The organism is Paenibacillus sp. FSL H7-0756 (assembly GCF_038006765.1).
Taxonomy (GTDB): Bacteria; Bacillota; Bacilli; order Paenibacillales; family Paenibacillaceae; genus Paenibacillus_AQ.
The window spans coordinates 2,940,014-2,957,376 of sequence record NZ_JBBOVT010000001.1 but is presented as its reverse complement, the minus strand read 5'-3'; the positions used below and the strand labels follow the sequence as shown (position 1 = coordinate 2,957,376).

Genomic DNA, 17,363 nt, shown 5'->3' with positions numbered 1-17,363 from the left:
TTATCCTCCCTCTAAGCCGGGCTGGCTCCATTCCGTTGGCTTCACAGGAATCCACAGCTCAACCCTCGCACCTGTAGACCCGATATTCGACAGCTTTAGCAGATCCTCCCGTTTGTAGAGCAGTCTGAGGGTCTTGCGGATATTGGCAATGCCCACTCTGCCGCCATCCTCTCCTGCCTCTTCTCGTTCCGGCTGATCCAGCCACTCCGAAGTGAAGCCTGCCCCGTTATCTTCTATTACAATGCTGACAAATGAACTATCGTCCCGCCGCTCCATCCGCACTCTGATGAAAATAGACAGCAGCTCCTGAACGAACATGGCATGCTTGAACGTATTCTCCACAAAGGTCTGAATCATGAACTGCGGAATCGGCACCTGCCGCGCTTCCTCCTGCATCTCGATCATGAAAAAAATCTGCTCAGGATAACGGATCTCCTGCATCCGGATATAATTCTCAGTATGCCGGATCTCCTCCTCCATCGTCACTTCCATCAGCCCCCCTCGGAACATATACCGGAGATGCTCGGAGAGGCAGTGGATCAGCCGGCGGATCTCCTCATTTTTATTCTGATAGGTTAGGCTCGTAATCGTTGAGATCGCATTCAGGAAAAAATGGGGCCGGATCTGCATCTGCAGATACTTGATCTCGGCGCGGCTGATCTCGATCTGTTCTTCATAGGACTGGATCTTCAGATCCTTGATCTCACTGACCATGGACTCCAGCGCATGGAACAGCTTCAGGAATTCCAGCGAGTAGGGGGTATTCTGCGGAATCTGATATTCCAGCTGCCCCTGCTCGACTGCCTTCGCTGCCTTCACCAGCTCCAGAATCGGCCTCAGTACATCCCTCGTCAGGAATCTCAGCACCAGCGGCACCACGATAACCGAGAGAATCGCGAGCAGGACGATCCCCCATTGAATCAGCTTCAGGCCCGTGAACAGGCTACCCTTGGTAACCATTTGGGTCATCTGTCCGAACTCGCCGATCGGTTCAGATACAATCAGGTACTCCCGCTTATACTGCCTGCTTAAGCTCTCAAGCGTCGTCTCTCCCTCCTGCAGAGAGATATTACTCGCTGCCAGTATAGTTCCCTTAGAATCACTCAGCACATACCGGTTCTGATCATTCCCTCCCCTGTCGACCATGGCCAGCAGCGTGTCCGCTTTCACCAGCGTTCCGAAGCTGACTCCTGAATACGAAATATATTTGAACAAGTAAGACTCGCCGCGGATCTGGAAGACCTTCCATTCGCCGCTATGTTCTGCCGGAGCCGTACTGAATGTATGCATATTTATAAAATCCACCAGAGCCAGCTTATCCTCCGATTGAATCCGGCGGTTGAACTGCTCCAGCACCAGCTCATCCGAGAGCCTGATGAACATGCCGTCGCTCGAATTATCGCCTGCTATTTTGGCTTGCAGACTATTTTTGAGCTGCTGGACCCTGAAATACCGGCTGTTCTCATCCATCCCCGCCGAATTCACCGCAGCATCCACGTTATGGTCGAACACCTCAATGAGGTCCTTGGAGAAATTGTTGAAGTTATTATGAATATTGGCCTGATAGAGGGCCAGTGTATTACGCGAGCTAGTCAGAGCATTGCTCCGCACTACCTCCAGGGAGTAGATGTTACTCAGAACAAGGATGGACAGCAGGATCGCAAGAATCACTGTCATCTGCAACGAAAATTTGAACACGATACTGTTGGTTCGGATCATCCCCGCCTCTTCCTTTCCCCGGAATTCAGCACGCCCCTGAGCCGATACCTTCTGTCGGACCCAGGGGCGTATAAGTATGCAATTTGCGGTTATATTGATTATGATTAAAAGTTTCTCTTTTTGGGGATGGGCGTGACTCCAGAGAATGTTTGGCCCTCCGGCCGCTGCCCATCCCCAGATTTCTTGATTACACCGCTTTTCGCGGTAGAAATCCGGTGACAGCTGATGCTTCCGAAGCGAGCTTTCCTACGGAAAGCTTTCAGGCGGACGCTACCGCTCCTACAGTTCCAAAATTCTCCTCCGCCACTTTTCCCTGTCAATTTTATAAAGTTAATCTATATAGCTAGTTTGCTGGTTAACCGCCCAGTCCAGCGCAGCTTCGATATGCTTATCCCAGTACGCCCAGTTATGGTCGCCAGGGCCTTCTTCATAGTAATGGGCAGCCTGCACGCTGTCCAGGAACTGATGGAACCGGCGGTTCACATCCAGCAGCATATCCTCGGTTCCGCACGCCATATACAGCTCCGGCAGGGCAAGTCCCTGCACCCTCACATCACGCACCAGCTGCTCGGGGTCCTTGTCGCTGCCGAGCAGCTTACTCAGATCGCCGAAGACGCTGGCATAGTAGGAATAACTGGCAATTCCGTCTTTATAGTCTGGGGCAATATTGGCTACTCTATACGGAATTAAGGCCGAGGATAAGGCAATGATCCGGCCGAAGCGCTCCGCGTATTTCAGACCGTTGCGGATCGCACCGTATCCGCCCATCGATAAGCCGCCGATCCAGGTATCCTCTCTGGCTGCTGATAGCGGGAACAGCTTACGGGTGAAGTCTACCAGCTCTCTGCCGATATACTCACCGTAATATTCTTCCCTAAGCTCATCATTGACATAGAAGCGGTTCTCTCCGGCCGGCATGAATACTGCCACCTGATGCCTGTCCGCCAGCTCTCTGATCCTTGAGAAGTTCAGCCAGTCGTTCTGGCTGCCGGAGAAGCCGTGCAGCAGATAGAGCGATCTCAAGGGCTGGCCCGACCAGGCCGGCAATCCCCAGCCCTCCGGCAGATCCACCGGCAATATGGCCTGGATCGTGACCTCCCGCTTCAGACTCGCCGAGAACAGGCTGATTTGCATTGTAGCCATCATCATTCCCCCTTAACGAATTAGAATCAGACCCAGTATACCGCTTCTTGTCCCTGCTGATCTATATATTCGATAACAGTCTTATAATTCTGCAGGTTAATGTGCAGCCGGCAATATGCTGTTCCTTGCTCCCACATCAGCCTGATTTCATCCGCCTCTGCCTCCAGCACCCGGAAGGTTCCATTGAAGGCGCTATACTCATTGCGGAAGCGGATCAGCTTCATCAGCCGCTGCACAACCTCGCGCTGTGATTCGGCTTCAATCTCCTCCAGCGTATAGTTATGGCGGTTGATCTCCCGTCCTTCGCCTGTCAGGGCCACCTGCTCCAGATCATTACGGCCAGCCAGCAGGCCTACATAATAGACCTGCGGAATACCCGGCGCGAAGAATTGAATCGCTCTGGCTGCCAGATACGCATCGTCATCCTCATTCAGTACACTGTAGTACGTGCAGCGGATCTGATGGACATCGAAGCCATCCGGCGCTTTATGCTCCTCGGACAGAATCAGACTCAGGTTCGCCCCGCGCTCCACGCAGAGATCCACCAGCTCCCGCGCTTCCTTCGTATCGATCAGATCATCCAGATCCGGCTTCACCGGAACACCGTCATGACAGTCCAGCATCGTGAACTGCTGATGCGGGCGGGTCCGCAGATAGTCGTACAGCGCCGTATTGGATCTGCCGGTAAGCGCCTCAAGCACGCGGTAAGGCAGAATGAAATCATAGATCCAGCAGCCGTACTCCGATAGCTTGGTCTGGATACTGTGGTGTGCATGCACCTCGGGCAGCAGCTCTAGATCCAGCGAATCCGCCATCTCCTTGATCCAATCCAGGAATTCATAAATCTCCGGCTCCACATAAAAACAACTGGTGCCCAGCTTCTTGATCACGTACCCGACCGCATCCAGCCGGACGATCTTGACATTCTGCTCTTTGAAGTTCAGGAAGAACTGCCGCAGCAGGTCGCGGGTAAGCGGAGAATGGACATCCAGATCAATCTGCTCGGAAGGGTCGGTTTTGCCAAAAGTGGTCCAGACCTTCTCCTCCTCCCCTCCGGAGGTTGTGAAGGTAGAATACGGCAACGGCCGCCGCAGGAACATCTTCTTGATATCCGCACGCACAGGCTCGCCATTCTCCCAAATCTTGTCCAGGGTGATGAACAGATCCGCATATTCAGAAGCCCGGCCATGCTTCAGGAAGTCCTGGAAATACGGCGATTGCCTGGAGATATGATTGACCATCAGATCCACCAGCACATCGAATTCTTCCCCGATGCTGCGAATATCCTCCCAGGTGCCGAATTCCGGCTCGATCTCAAGATACGTCAGCGGCGCAAAGCCGCGGTCCCCGGAGGAAGGAAAAGGCGGAAGGATGTGAATCCCCCCGGCAAACAGTCCGGCGAAAGGACCGCGAAGTACCTGATGCAGCTGCTTCAGGTCTCCGCCCAGCGAATCGGGATAGGTAATTAACTGCACTTGATTCTTCAGTGTCATTTCAGAGCCTCCTACAGGTTGAATTCTTGCTTAATGGTCTCCAGCGCAGGCAGATCCACTACCGCACCCGTGAATTTCAGTTTGTACGCGCTGACGGCAAACCCAAGCTCCAGCGCCTCTTCGAGCGTATACCCTTTAATAACAGCCGTATAGAAGCCGGACCAGAAGGCATCTCCTGCTCCAGTCGTATCTTCAATTTGCGTAGCCTTGGTGGCAAACGACTTCGTTTCGCTGCCGGTGGAGACGAGTGCCCCATCCTTGCCCAGCGTCAGAATGACCAGCTTCGCACCAAGCGCAAGGAATCTGGCGATCTGCTCCTCCGGCGTGCCGGGTCCGAACAGACGCTCGGCGTCATCCTCGGAAGGCTTGATGATATCCACCTGCGGGATGATGCTTTTGACATAGGCTACGCCGTCTTCTCCCTTCTGCCAAATTGAGGGATGATAGTTGGGATCGAAGCCGATCAGCACCTTATGCTTCCTCGCCGTCCTGATCACCCGCTCTACCGCCCTACGGGACGGGTTCCTTGAGATCGGCCAGCACGAGAAGTGGACAATGCTGGAATGAATCAAGGCTTGCTCCAGCGCCTCATTGTACTCAAGCCGGTAATCCGCCGCACGGTAAAAGATCGGAACCGGCGTAGCCTGACTCTTCGTTATCACCACCATACTGGTAGAATCATCGACCTGCTGGATGCCGCTTGTCGCCATTCCGGCGCTCTGCAGCCGGTTCATCAAGTAGTTGCCAAGGCTATCCCTGCCTACCGCCGAAGCCACATGCGACCGGATGCCCAGCTTCCCTGCATTAATGGCAATATTCGAAGGCGATCCGCCAAAATACCGGGTATATCCATCACATACCGTGTCCTCGCCATACTCATTGGAGATCATATCCACGAGCAGCTCGCCCACTGTTAACACATCGTTCGCCTGATCTTCAAACCGTATTGTCTCTCCGAGTCTAAACACCCGCACTCCCCCTTGGCACTCCAATATCCTTGCGTCCTATTCATTCTATGGGTTCTGTGTACGCAATACTTTCAAAAACCCGTCCTCTTTTTACAATTTAAGAGTTCAAGGCTCTTGCTAAGGCATGGATATAGCCTTCTCTGGCTCTGCGGGCGACCTCGGCTGCAGGAACAACATGCTCAAAGCCATGATAGCCCCCAGGGTAGAGATGAAATTCCACTTCTACACCGGCCTGTGCCAGCCGGGCCACATAGTCAATCGTCTCATCCCGGAACGGGTCGAGCTGTCCGACACAGGTATAGGCGGGCGGAAGCCCCGCCAGTTGATCCGCACGGCCGGGTGCCGCATACGGGGAGGTGTCAGCGCCCCCGGCAGGACCGCCCAGGTACATCTCCCAAGCTACCAGATTGTTCGCCCGGTTCCACACCGCAGGGTGAGTTACCTCATAACTGGAAGGTGTAATGTTGCGGTCGTCCAGCATCGGATACAGCGGAAGCTGGAAGCAGAGGGCAGGACCTCCCTTATCTCTAGCCATCAGGGCCAAGGCAGCCGCCAGACCGCCGCCCGCACTCGCGCCGCCTACGGCAATCCGGGCCCCGTCAATCTGGAGATCATTCCCCGGATCTGCAAGCCACACCAATGCCGCGAAGCTGTCTTCCACCGCTGCCGGGTACGGATGCTCCGGGGCAAGGCGGTAATCGGGCGACACGACAACACAGTTAGCCGCGAGGACAAAGCTCTCGCATAACGCATCATCGCCGCTCGGCTGGCCCAGAATATAGCCGCCCCCATGAGTCCATAGCAGGGCAGGCAGCTTATGCTTACTCCGCTTCGCCGGTTCATAGATTCTGATCCGCACCGGCCCGGAACCGGCAATCAGGACCCGCTCCGTAATGCGGACGCAGTCTGACGGTTCAGCAGGCAACGGGACCATATTCCGGGCTGCGGCCAGATCCCCCGGCAAATGCAGCGGCGGCAATCCGGCCATCCCCTCTCTTAACTCCGGGGCCACGCGGTGAATGAAATTCATCTATATTCCCTCCATATCGTTCGAATGTGAATGAATCCTGTGTGCTTCAAGTGGTCCCCTTCTCCGCTAACCGGACGGGAAGAATGGTCTCCAGCGGGACCGGCTCGCCGGCGATCTGCTGAAGCAGATATTGAACGGCCAGCTCGCCCATTTTCTTAATCGGCTGTACGATGGTAGTCAGATCCTCCGCATCCAGGGCGGCAATTCCGTCATAGCCTACGACCTTGACTTGACCGGGCACAGCTCTGCCCAGCCTTCTGCACTGCTTCAGCACCTGCAATGCCAGCATATCACTGCTCGCGAATACGCCGTCCAGCTCAGGACGCTCCTCAAAAAGACTGCTGACCAGCTTCTCGTAATCCTTATACTTGAATCCATTCAGATCGGTTTGCCTTACGGTGTACGCAACATCTTGCCCTTTGACCTGCTCCAGGAAGGCGTCATGCCTTTGCTTGGCCAGCAGATTAAGGCGCAGATTCCCGCTAAGATAGGCGATGCTCCGGCATTTTTTGCGCAGCAGCAGCCGGGTGGCCAGCACTCCCCCCTGATAGTTATCCGAGGCAATGAACGGGATCGACTTAGAGATCTGGCGGTCCAGCGACACCAGCGGCAGGTTGATCGACTTGTAATCGTTCACGCTCATCGTATGGCTGCCCATGATGATGCCGTCAACCCGGCTAGCCCGCAGCAGATCGATGTACTCTTTCTCTTTTTTCTTGTGATGCAGGGAATTGCACAGCATCAGCTTATAGCCTTGTTCATAAGCATAGGCCTCAATATGCTTGGTTACCTCCCCGAAGAACGGATGGGAGATATCCGGCAGAATCAGGCCGATAATATTGGACTTCTTACGCAGCAAGGAACGTGCCACCTCACTCGGATGATAATTCAGCTCCTCCATGGCATCGTTCACCTTTTGCTTCAGACTCTCACTGAGGTATCCCCGGTTATTAAGCACTCGGGAGACGGTAGTGACGGAGACGCCGACCTTCTCGGCAACATCTTTGATGGTTACAGCCATCCGTACCTCCTGACCCGGGTCAGCCTACTTCCTCCGTTCAGCGGAACAGGGCAAGGTTCTATGTTAACCGGTTGATATAATAGGGCAGCAGCAGCGGGTAATTGTATTTCCTGCAACAGAAAACGCATAGCTGACCGTAAAATGAGATTCTATTGTATTTCATACATTGGAATATCGTGTTTCGGGAGAAAATGGGCCTTTTTCCAACATTCAATTGTACGGAGTACAATAGATTCTATTTTAAAGCCTTTTTTGCAGCATTCTATTGTACAGAGGGCAGTTGCTATCGTTCCAGCGCCTACAGCTTCCGAAGAACTGCTGAGCGAATATTCACTATACTAACTCTGATGCTCTACTAAGGCAGACGCTGGCAGGAAAACTGCCAGTCCGGGGTATCAGGTCGTGCCGCGCTCCACAGCCGTTACCGGAAACGTATTCACCATCGTCACCGCCTGGCCCTCGATCTGCCGGACCGCCAGCTCCATAATGGCTTCGCTCATCTCCTGAATCGGCTGCCGGACCGTGCTTAGACGCGGTGAGATCATGGAGGCGAGCTGCACATCATCATAGCCCACAATGCGCATTGCGGAAGGAATCTCCTTGCCGAGCAGGTTGCAGGCATGAATGACCTCGGCGGCAATCACATCACTGCTGGCAAATACGCCGTCAATCTCAGGATGCTCCTGGAGGTAGGCGGCAATGGCAGTGTCCCCTCCGGTATAGCTTCCCTCTTCAACCTCCAGCTGCAAGTACAGCGGCGCAAGTCCAGCGCGCTTCATCTCCTCTTCGTACCCCTGCCTTCTCAGACCGGCCAGCATGAAGTGATGCTGGGGACCATCGATCCCCCGCTGGATATAGACCGTGTGCCGGCAGCCCTGGCCGGTTAATAACCGGGCAGCCAGCCGGCCACCCTCCAGATTATCCGAGGTGACCACGGGGATGTCCTCCGAGATTACACGGTCGAAGGAGACGATCGGCAGGTCCAGGTGCAGATAATGCTGCACATCCAGCACGGCACTGCCCATGATGATGGCATCGACCTGGTTTTTTTTGAGCATCTCGATATAATCTACTTCCTTGGAGACGTTGCGGTTGGAATTGCAGAGCAGCAGCTTGTAGCCCTTAAGGTCTGCATAATATTCGAGATAGGCGGTCAGCTCGGCAAAAAAAGGATGGGAAATCGCCGGGATGATCAGCCCGATCATATTGGATTTTTTGCGGAACAGGGCCCGGGCCATTTCATTCGGCTGATAATTCATTTCCTTCATCACCCGGTAGACCTTCTCCTTCGTCTTGTCACTGATATACCCTCTATTGTTAAGGACTCTGGACACTGTATTCACAGAAAGTCCTGCCTGCTTTGCGACGTCTTTCAGATTCGCCATAGGAACCACCTTGCTTTTTAGTTCCAATTATAGAGGAAGTTCGCATGGATTTCAGCTATATACGCGTAATCGTCACTGCGGTGAAGATTTGGACTTCCTCGCTTCCCTTATTTCAGCGCCCCTTCCGTGATCCCCTTGATGATCTGTTTTTGCAGGAACAGGTAGATGATCAGCACGGGAATTATTGTCATAATTAGCCCGGCCATCAGCGGCGCGTAGTCCACAGAATAGGAGGAGAAGAAGGTATACGTGGACAGCGGCAGGGTCTTCTGATCCGGCGACAGCAGCACGAGACTGGGCAGAAGATAGTCATTCCAGATCCAGAGCACATCGAGCACCAGCAGGGTGACGAATACCGGCTTCAGCAAGGGCAGCACAATACTGAAAAAGGTACGCAGCGTGGTGCTTCCTTCGATAAACGCCGATTCTTCCAGCTCATAAGGAATCCCTTTGATAAAGCCGTGGAACGTGAAGACGCCAAACGGCACTCCGAAGCCGAGATACATGAACAGCAGCGTCAGCTTGGTATTCAGCAGCCCCATATTCCCGTACAGCATCACCATGGGAATCATCAGCACCTGGAAGGGCAGAGCCATAGAGGCCAGCATGAGGAAGAAGAAGATGGAGTTCACCTTCCATTTGTAGCGCACGAACAAGTACCCGGTCATCGCCGAGAAAATAATAATGATTGTGACGGAAATCCCCGTAATGATCAGCGAGTTCATGAACCCCTGCATAAAATCCATATTGTCAAAGGCGCTGGCGTAGTTCTTGAAATTAATCGTTGTCGGCAGTGACAGCGGGCTCTCGAAGAATTGCTGGGTGGTCTTGAAGGAGTTCATAATAATCAGCAGGAACGGTGTTAAAAAGGCGAACAGCAGCAGGTATAAGAATCCTGTCCGGAGGCCCGGGAGGATGCGCCGGTTAGCATTCATTAAGATTCCACCTCCAGCTTCTTCAGCAGATAGGATTGCGTCAACGCGATAATCGCTACGACAGCGAACAGAACAACTGCCTCTGCCTGGCCGACACCGTATTGATTGGACAGGAAGGCTTTTTGCACGATATGGTAGGTGGCCAGCTCCGTTGAATTGAACGGTCCGCCCTTGGTTAAGGCCAGGTTGATGTCATACGTTAAGAAGGACCGGGACAGGGAGATGAAAATACAGATGACGATTGCAGGAACCGTCAGCGGCAGAATAATTCTGCGGATCACCGAAGTCCGCCCTGCCCCGTCGATGTTTGCCGCCTCCAGCACATCATTCGGAACGCCTGTGAAGCCCGCGATATAAATGATCATCAGATACCCGACCAGCTGCCAGGCGGTCGCAATAATCAGCGCCCAGAATGCCGTCCCCGTATTCGTCAGCCATGAGGTCTGAAACAGCTCCCAGCCGTATTTAGCGCCAAGGTAAGGCAGCACTTGTGAGAAAAGCGTCTGCCACAGGTAGCCGAGTACGATCCCTCCGACCAGATTGGGTGTGAAGAACCCTGTGCGCAGCCATTGCTCCCCTCTCCCGCCTCTCGTCAGGGCGAGCGCGATGAAGAAGGCGAACACATTGGCAATCACCACAGTGAAGAAGACGTACTTCAGGGTGAACCACAGCTGCTGAAGGAACACCTTATCCCTGAATACCTCCAGATAATTCGTGAAGCCGATCAGGCTGCTGTCGCCTGTACGGACATCCCAGTTCGTGAAGGTCAAATATAAGCCGACGATGAACGGTATGATCACAACGGCGGCAAAAGCGAAGATAGAGGGACCTCCGAAGACCAAGAATGTCCCCGCATTCTTCAGTGATAGCTTTTTGTTCATAGTGCTGCCCCCTTTCCTCTTAACAGGCTGAACTGGAGAATGTCCGGTTCAGCCTGTTCTTTTAGCACAAACGAAGAGATTGTCTATTTCCCTGCATACGATTTCCAGTAATCCTGAACCTCCTGCGCAAGCCCCTGGCGGTCGATATTGCCTACCAGATACTTCTGCATCGCAGCTCCGGTCTTGGCCCAGTAATCCTGCGGCAGGTAATTGATGACACCGATGTTGATAATCTTCCCTTGCTTCACGTATTCACTGACGGCGTTGGACATGATGTTCGTGCTCTTCGCCTTAAGATCCTTATACGGCATGGACAGCCCCATATCGCTAATAATGGCCTTCTGCCCGTCCTCGCTGCTGACCATCCATTCGATGAACGCTTTGGCGGCTTCCTGCTGCTCCGGCGTAGACTTCGAATCATCGATGGCGAACAGCTTAGGCTCGCTGTAGGCGACTTGCGTGTTGCCGAAGTCCTCCGGGTTATTGCTGACCGGCAGCGGCAGGATACCGAAGTCGGTATCGCGGCCTTCCAGCGTTCCGATGACCGCCCAGCTCCAGTCCCCCATGAAGTAGAAGGCCGCAGCCCCCTTAGCGAAATCCGCGCTGTCGCGGTTATAATCGGCAACGAGCGGGTCGCTCTTGCGTGCGTTGTACTTTTTCAGCAGATCGAAGGTATCCATCAATCCGGTGAACTGCGGATTCTCCGTCAGCTTCACCTGCCCGTTCTTCAGCTCCTCCACGAACTTCCGGTTGTCCTCCACCTTCTGCGACTGCAGGGAATAGGTCAACCCCAGATAGTGGGCACCGAGCGACCAGTCTGCTCCATGAAGCATGACCGGCGCTTTGCCGGAGGCTTCAATTTTCTTGAAAACCGCCTCCAGATCATCACGGGTCTTCACCGATGCAGGATCAAAGGCACCGCCGATACCCTCTTCTACCGCACGCTTGTTGTACAGCAGACCGTAGCCTTGGGCCGTCCAGGGAATACCCAGGAATTGTCCGTCCAGCAACGCGCCGTCGATGGCTCCCGGATTGGTGAGGGCCTCATACTTCGCCTTCTCCGGCTCTAAATCCAGGAAATCATCCTTATATTGAAGTATGGTGCCTGCATCCAGATTCACGATTGTCGCCGGATTGCCGGAGGCCAGCAGGGATTGGAACTTCTCAAGCTGCGCGCCGCCGATCGGTGTAGGAATCAGTTCAATCGTCACCTGCGGATTCTGCTCATGATACTTCTTGAACAGCTCCTCGAATACGGTATTGACTTCTGCAGAGGTATTGAAGAAGGTGAGCTTAACATCCTTGGCGGCTTGCTCTGCTGCTGGCGTCTCTCCCTTTTCTTCCTTAACAGCACCGTTTGCCGAATTCCCCTTGGAGCAGCCTGCGAGTAATCCGGTGACCACCGTCAGAGCGATAGCGAAGCTTGCAGCTTTTCTCAATTTCAAATGAATTCCCCCCGTACTTTTGATTGTTTTGAATGCGCATACATTTCAGATACAGCTTTATGATAACCGGTTAACATATTTATGTCAATCGGTTATCATATTTAAATTTTAGCTAATAAAATCCGCCACACGCGCCGCTCCCAGCCCAATTGTAATCGGTTTTTCGATTACATTCGGCTCACGCGCCGCTCCCAGCCCAATTGCGGTGCGACCCCCTTATCCCGGAGTCCTCCGTATCAAATCGGTACTTGTCGTAGAAATGCTCTTTATTTCGCTTTTTCTCTCGGCCAGAAGAAGCGGGAGCGGTCTTCTTGGGTCAGGACCCACTCCGCAAACGTAGCTGGCGGCATGTTCCGAAGGCTCGTATGCATTCTGCGGTTGTTGTAAAAGTCCATGTACCGGTCCACCGCTTCATAGGCCTCTTCGAACGTGTCGAATGCCTCTTTGCGGAACAAATCCCGATCGATATTACTGTGGAACGATTCAATAAAAGCGTTTAAATCCGGCGTTCGAGGCGGAATGCGTTCATGGGTCATTTCCCAGCTTTCACACATGTCGCCAAACAGGTGGCTGACAAACTGTGGGCCGTTGTCGGTGCGGATCACCGGGCGTGCGCTGTCAGGGGCGCAGTGTTGCTCCATGGCGCGTCCCAGCGTCTGGCAGGCGTGCTTGGCCTCACACGACGATCCGCGGTGGTAGCCGACGATGACACGGGTAAACACATCGATAATGCTCAGGACAAAGAAATGCCGGTCGCGGCCCGCCACGTACCCGTACTTAATGTCCATTTGCCAGAGCTGGCCTGCTCCGGTAATGACCCGGTTCTCCGGCAGCTTCCGGGGATGCTTAAAACGCTTGTGACGCTGCGGCTGCAGGATATCCAGCGCCTGACACAGCCGGTAACTTTTCTTGTGATTGAGCTTTAAACGGTGCTGGTTCCACAAGCACTTGGCCAGCAGTTTGTATCCGTACACGTGCTCTTCTCCAGCAATTAATTCCAGCAGCCATTCCTGGATTTCCTCGTCGCTAATCTTCGCTCCAGACTCGGTCAGAGAGTAGCCGGGTACGGGTCTTCCGCGCCCCTGGAGTACGGCCTGTGCATCCTGTGACTTGCGTTTCTTACGGTCGTAGTACGTGGACTCTGCGAGCCCGATGAGACGTAGTACCAACGCTGCGGAATATCCCTGCTTAATGAACATCTCGGCTACCTCGATTTTTTCGGATAAGCAGGGGTTGGCTTTTTTAGCAGTTCACGCAGAATCTCAATCTCTAACTCCTTTTCACCAAGCATCTTGACCGCCTTCTCATATTTCTGCTCGACCTCTACCAGGCGCTTCAGTTCCTCTACCTGCTCCTGGGGGTACGGATGATCTTGTTCTCCATGGGCTTCCCGGTAATCCCTCACCCACTGATTCACCGTGGACGGAGTCACCCCATACTTTCGGGCAACCACCGCCGCCTTAATGCCAGATAACACCTCTTGCGCTGCCTTCTCTCTTGTTCCTGTTAAGTGTCCCATACCGTTCATCCTCCTCCTATCTCTAGTCTACATTTTTGTGGGGGAGGACTCCAACTTCATTAGGGGGCTGTGGAGATTGTAATCGGTTTTTCGATTACATTCGGCCCACACGCCGCTCCCAGCCCAATTGTAATCGGTTTTCCGATTACATTTGCCCCACGCGCCACGTCCAGCCCAATTGTAATCGGTTTTTCGATTACATTCGGCCCACACGCCGCTCCCAGCCCAATTGTAATCGGTTTTTCGATTACATTCGGCTCACGCGCCGCTCCCAGCCCAATTGTAATCGGTTTTTCGATTACATTCGGCTCACGCGCCGCTCCCAGCCCAATTGTAATCGGTTTTTCGATTACATTCGGCCCACACGCCACGTCCAGCCCAATTGTAATCGGTTTTCCGATTACATTTGCCCCACGCGCCACGTCCAGCCCAATTGTAATCGGTTTTCCGCATACATCCGACAAAAAAAGGCCTCGGCCCAAATGAGCCGAAACCTCTGATAGTACGGAACGGGACCCTACATCAGCCTACAGCTTCCCCCGGTAATCCTGCGGCGTCATGCCGAACTGCTCCTTGAACACTTTGATAAAATATTGGCTGTTGGCGTAGCCGAGCTGCTCGGAGATCTCATAGATCTTCAGCTCGGAGTTACGGAGGCTCGCTACGGCCTGCTCCATCTTCATATTCAGGATATACTCGCTGATGCTGATCCCGCTGACCTGCTTGAACAGTCTGGAGACATATGCCGGATGCAGCGAGACCGCGTCCGCTACGAATTGCTGGCTGGCCTCCGCCAGATTAGCTGCGATACAGCTCTGCATCTCCTTGACGATGCCCATCCGGTTATTCTGTGTATCCCGTTCGAGCTTGCCCTGCAAGGTATCCACCAGCGCTTCTCCCCAGCTGATCAGCTGGGACACGGAACGGAAAAGAGTCTTATCCAGCAGCTCCCGCCCGACCAGATCGGACAGCAAGCTATGATTCTTATGGGCAATATAGTGAAAGGAGCCGAGAATCATGGTGCGGATCTCCTCAATGTATTCTTCGTTATAGGCCGGCAGATTGTTGCTGAATTCCTTCATCTGCTGCAGCCGTTCCTTATACCCCTGCCACTGGCCGGTCTCCAGCAGATGCATCAGTGTGGGGGAAGCATATAAGTCCTTGAGCGGCTGGACCGGCGAACTCTTCTGCTGATCCGTCAAGGAGATGAAATAGCCCTTGTCATTGCCCACTTGCTGCCTTAATGCCGACTGGGAGTCCTCATACATGGCGCGGAGATCCAGCGGGAATTCGCCCGGGTAGGACAGAATGACCGAGATTCCGCCATTCAGATATTCATTCACACTGCTGTGCAGCTGATGGGTATTATGGGTTAGCTGCTTCAGGATCTTGCCTTGGTCAACCGCCCCCGCTTCATTGCTCTTCACAATAAACACCAGGTTCTCGTAAGCATCCCGGCCATGCCACATCTCGAAGCCCGGGCCCAGCAGCTCGCAGGCGATGTTGGTCACCGCGTATTCAAAGAGTAATTGGCTATCCAGCCCGAAGTTCGTGAAATGCTCCTCCAGACGGATCAGAATCAGGAAGACCCGGTCGTTCAGCTGAAAATCAATCTGATAACCGCTCAGCTTCTCCTTCAGCCGTTCCTGCGGATAGGATTTGCCCTGAATCAGCTCGGCCAGCAGCTTGTCCTTCAGCGCCGGAAGATGCTCACGGAAGGCCAGCATGGCCTGCTCATAGGAGGCCGTCCGGTCAAGCTCCTTCTTGATGGTCTTAATCGTGCTTTCCAGAGCCGTCCGCAGCTTCTGGTGATCCAGCGGCTTAACGAGATACTCTACCACGCCATACTGAAGAGCTTCACGGGCATATTCGAATTCGGCATAGCCGGTCAGCAGAATACACTTGATTCTCCGGTGGGTCCGCTGTACCTGCTTCACCAGCTCCAGCCCGCTCATCCCGGGCATAGCAATGTCCGTAATGACGATATCGACCGGATTTTGCCCGATCATCTGCATGGCCTGGGCGCCGGAGTAGGCTTTATATACTTTTTCAATTCCGAAGTCCTGCCATGGAAAAGCAAGCTCCAGATCATCTACGACATATTGTTCATCATCTACCAGCAGAATTTGCAGAATGGGGTTCTCCCTCCTTTTCAATACGAATCCGGTAACAGGTGCCTTCGGACAGCACGGAGTCTACGGATAACCCCGAGTCCTTGCCAAAATACAGGCGCAGCCGCTGATTCACATTCCTTAGCCCGGTTCCGAGCTGTTCATTGCTGATGATATTGTCCTCGATATGGCGGCGGACCGCGCCAAGCCGTTCCTCCGTCATGCCGATTCCGTTATCCTTCACGGTAATCAGCAGATACGAAGCATCTTCCTTGGCGGCAACCGAGATAATGCCGGGCTTCAGGCTCGGTTCAATGCCATGCTTAATGCAGTTCTCCACCAGCGGCTGCAGAATCATCCTTGGCAACCGGTATCTGCCCGCCTCTGCCGTGACACCGAACTCGAAGGTGATTTCTCTTTTGCGCAGATGGACCATATGCAGATAATGCTCGACGAAATCCAGTTCATCCTGAAGCGTAGAATCCAGCTGTTCAATCTTGTGAATATACCGGCAGTAGGAAGCCAGATGCAGCGTCATCGCGGTAACCGCATGATAATCCTCAATGCTTGCTTTGCTCTGAATGAAATTCAGGCAGTTATAGAGAAAATGCGGATTAATCTGTGCCTGATACTGCTTCAGCTTCGCTTCCTTTACTTCAATCTCTCCCAGCAGTACCTGCTCGATCAGTGTCTGGGTATTCTCCGCCATCCGGTTAAAGGAATTGCCGAGCACCTTGAACTCATTGACCTGCAGATCGACGGCACGGCTGGAAAAGTCGCCCCGGTCGAACCGGTCAATCGCCTTGCGCAGCATGATCACAGGCTTCTGAACCTGCTTGCGGAGCAGCAGAGTGTAGAACATAATACCAACCAGCACTACCAGTACCGCATACAGGAACAGCCGGTTATTGCGGTTAATCGGTTCGATATACTGGCGCTTGGGATAGGCGTCTATAAAATATAGATCCAGCATGTCCGACTTCATATAGTTAATCTGGTACTCTGTACGGTTCTCTGTAGCGGAGATGGTCCCCCTGTTCCCGCTGATCCGGGGACTGATCGACTGTAACAGCTGCTGCGGAAATGCTTCCCCCGGCTGAATAAAGGCCTGCTCAGAGGCATCATATAGCAGCGGCATACCGGAGACATACTGATCCATCATTTTCACCAGATTATCCAGAGAAATCCTGACTTCAATTAACAGCGAGCTGATATGACTGCGCATAATGTTGGAGTAATATCCCTTGCCTTCCTTATCCATGTGCAGCACCCAGCGGTTCCGCGCCTGCTCCGGGGGGCTGAAGGTGCTGAAGGAGAAGGAGGAATCTGAGGATACCGTCTCTTTCTCATCCTCATAGTACAGAATCACTGTATTCTTCCAGGAGGTGGAGGCCGTGTTCAGGGCCAGCTTATCGATGATGGTCAGCTTCATCTCATATTTGGAATATTGATCCCCGAACTTCAGAATATAAGGATATCCACGCACAGACTGGTCCTGTGACAAAGTAATGGTATTTGTCAGCACCTGTTCAAATTGCGTGGATAGCTGGGAGGTCATGAATTCAACCTCATACATTTTATTTTTTCTCAGCTCATTCTGAATGTCCTTCACGTTCAGCCGGTAGATGAGCCAAAACGCACCTACAATGATCAGCAGCATCAGCATCAGGACAAACGACAGCCACTGAAAGATAGACAGTCGATATTTCACAT

At 53.3% G+C, this 17,363-nt stretch carries 14 protein-coding genes; all 14 read right to left on the bottom strand.

Annotated features, from left to right (window positions below):
• The 14 genes from NST04_RS13065 to NST04_RS13000 all read right to left on the bottom strand — a co-directional run bounded on the left by NST04_RS13065 (position 1) and on the right by NST04_RS13000 (position 17,361).
• The gene (locus NST04_RS13065) at positions 1-1,719 is read right to left on the bottom strand and encodes a sensor histidine kinase (protein ID WP_341184577.1); all 1,719 of its coding nucleotides are present in this window, start codon (positions 1,717-1,719) and stop codon (positions 1-3) included.
• A gap of 330 nt (positions 1,720-2,049) precedes the next feature.
• Entirely contained in the window at positions 2,050-2,862 is an 813-nt protein-coding gene (locus NST04_RS13060; protein ID WP_341184576.1) for an alpha/beta hydrolase, read from the bottom strand.
• A 26-nt stretch (positions 2,863-2,888) separates the two neighbouring features.
• Positions 2,889-4,355: a sucrose phosphorylase gene (gtfA, locus tag NST04_RS13055; protein WP_341184575.1), complete on the bottom strand. Its 1,467-nt coding sequence runs from the start codon at positions 4,353-4,355 to the stop codon at positions 2,889-2,891.
• A gap of 11 nt (positions 4,356-4,366) precedes the next feature.
• Complete coding sequence (locus NST04_RS13050; protein WP_341184574.1) at positions 4,367-5,323, bottom strand: carbohydrate kinase family protein; 957 nt, start codon at positions 5,321-5,323, stop codon at positions 4,367-4,369.
• Positions 5,324-5,420: 97 nt separating this feature from the next.
• Positions 5,421-6,353, bottom strand: coding sequence for an alpha/beta hydrolase (locus NST04_RS13045; RefSeq protein WP_341184573.1), 933 nt, complete (start codon positions 6,351-6,353; stop codon positions 5,421-5,423).
• A 46-nt stretch (positions 6,354-6,399) separates the two neighbouring features.
• Positions 6,400-7,374, bottom strand: coding sequence for a LacI family DNA-binding transcriptional regulator (locus NST04_RS13040; RefSeq protein ID WP_341184572.1), 975 nt, complete (start codon positions 7,372-7,374; stop codon positions 6,400-6,402).
• A 395-nt stretch (positions 7,375-7,769) separates the two neighbouring features.
• Positions 7,770-8,759: a LacI family DNA-binding transcriptional regulator gene (locus tag NST04_RS13035; RefSeq protein WP_341184571.1), complete on the bottom strand. Its 990-nt coding sequence runs from the start codon at positions 8,757-8,759 to the stop codon at positions 7,770-7,772.
• A gap of 107 nt (positions 8,760-8,866) precedes the next feature.
• Positions 8,867-9,694, bottom strand: a complete 828-nt coding sequence (locus NST04_RS13030) for a carbohydrate ABC transporter permease (RefSeq protein ID WP_341184570.1) — start codon at positions 9,692-9,694, stop codon at positions 8,867-8,869.
• Positions 9,694-10,575, bottom strand: coding sequence for a carbohydrate ABC transporter permease (locus NST04_RS13025; protein WP_341017703.1), 882 nt, complete (start codon positions 10,573-10,575; stop codon positions 9,694-9,696). The genes NST04_RS13030 and NST04_RS13025 overlap by 1 nt, the downstream gene beginning before the upstream one ends.
• An 83-nt stretch (positions 10,576-10,658) precedes the next feature.
• Complete coding sequence (locus NST04_RS13020; RefSeq protein WP_341184569.1) at positions 10,659-12,020, bottom strand: ABC transporter substrate-binding protein; 1,362 nt, start codon at positions 12,018-12,020, stop codon at positions 10,659-10,661.
• A gap of 266 nt (positions 12,021-12,286) precedes the next feature.
• Positions 12,287-13,219, bottom strand: a complete 933-nt coding sequence (locus NST04_RS13015; protein WP_340750729.1) for an IS3 family transposase — start codon at positions 13,217-13,219, stop codon at positions 12,287-12,289.
• A gap of 5 nt (positions 13,220-13,224) precedes the next feature.
• Positions 13,225-13,539 (bottom strand): helix-turn-helix domain-containing protein, encoded by a 315-nt coding sequence (locus tag NST04_RS13010; protein WP_340750738.1) that lies wholly within the window; start codon positions 13,537-13,539, stop codon positions 13,225-13,227.
• A 527-nt stretch (positions 13,540-14,066) separates the two neighbouring features.
• Positions 14,067-15,695 (bottom strand): response regulator, encoded by a 1,629-nt coding sequence (locus tag NST04_RS13005; protein ID WP_341184568.1) that lies wholly within the window; start codon positions 15,693-15,695, stop codon positions 14,067-14,069.
• The gene (locus tag NST04_RS13000) at positions 15,649-17,361 is read right to left on the bottom strand and encodes a sensor histidine kinase (protein ID WP_341184567.1); all 1,713 of its coding nucleotides are present in this window, start codon (positions 17,359-17,361) and stop codon (positions 15,649-15,651) included. The genes NST04_RS13005 and NST04_RS13000 overlap by 47 nt, the downstream gene beginning before the upstream one ends.
• Positions 17,362-17,363: the final 2 nt, after the last annotated feature.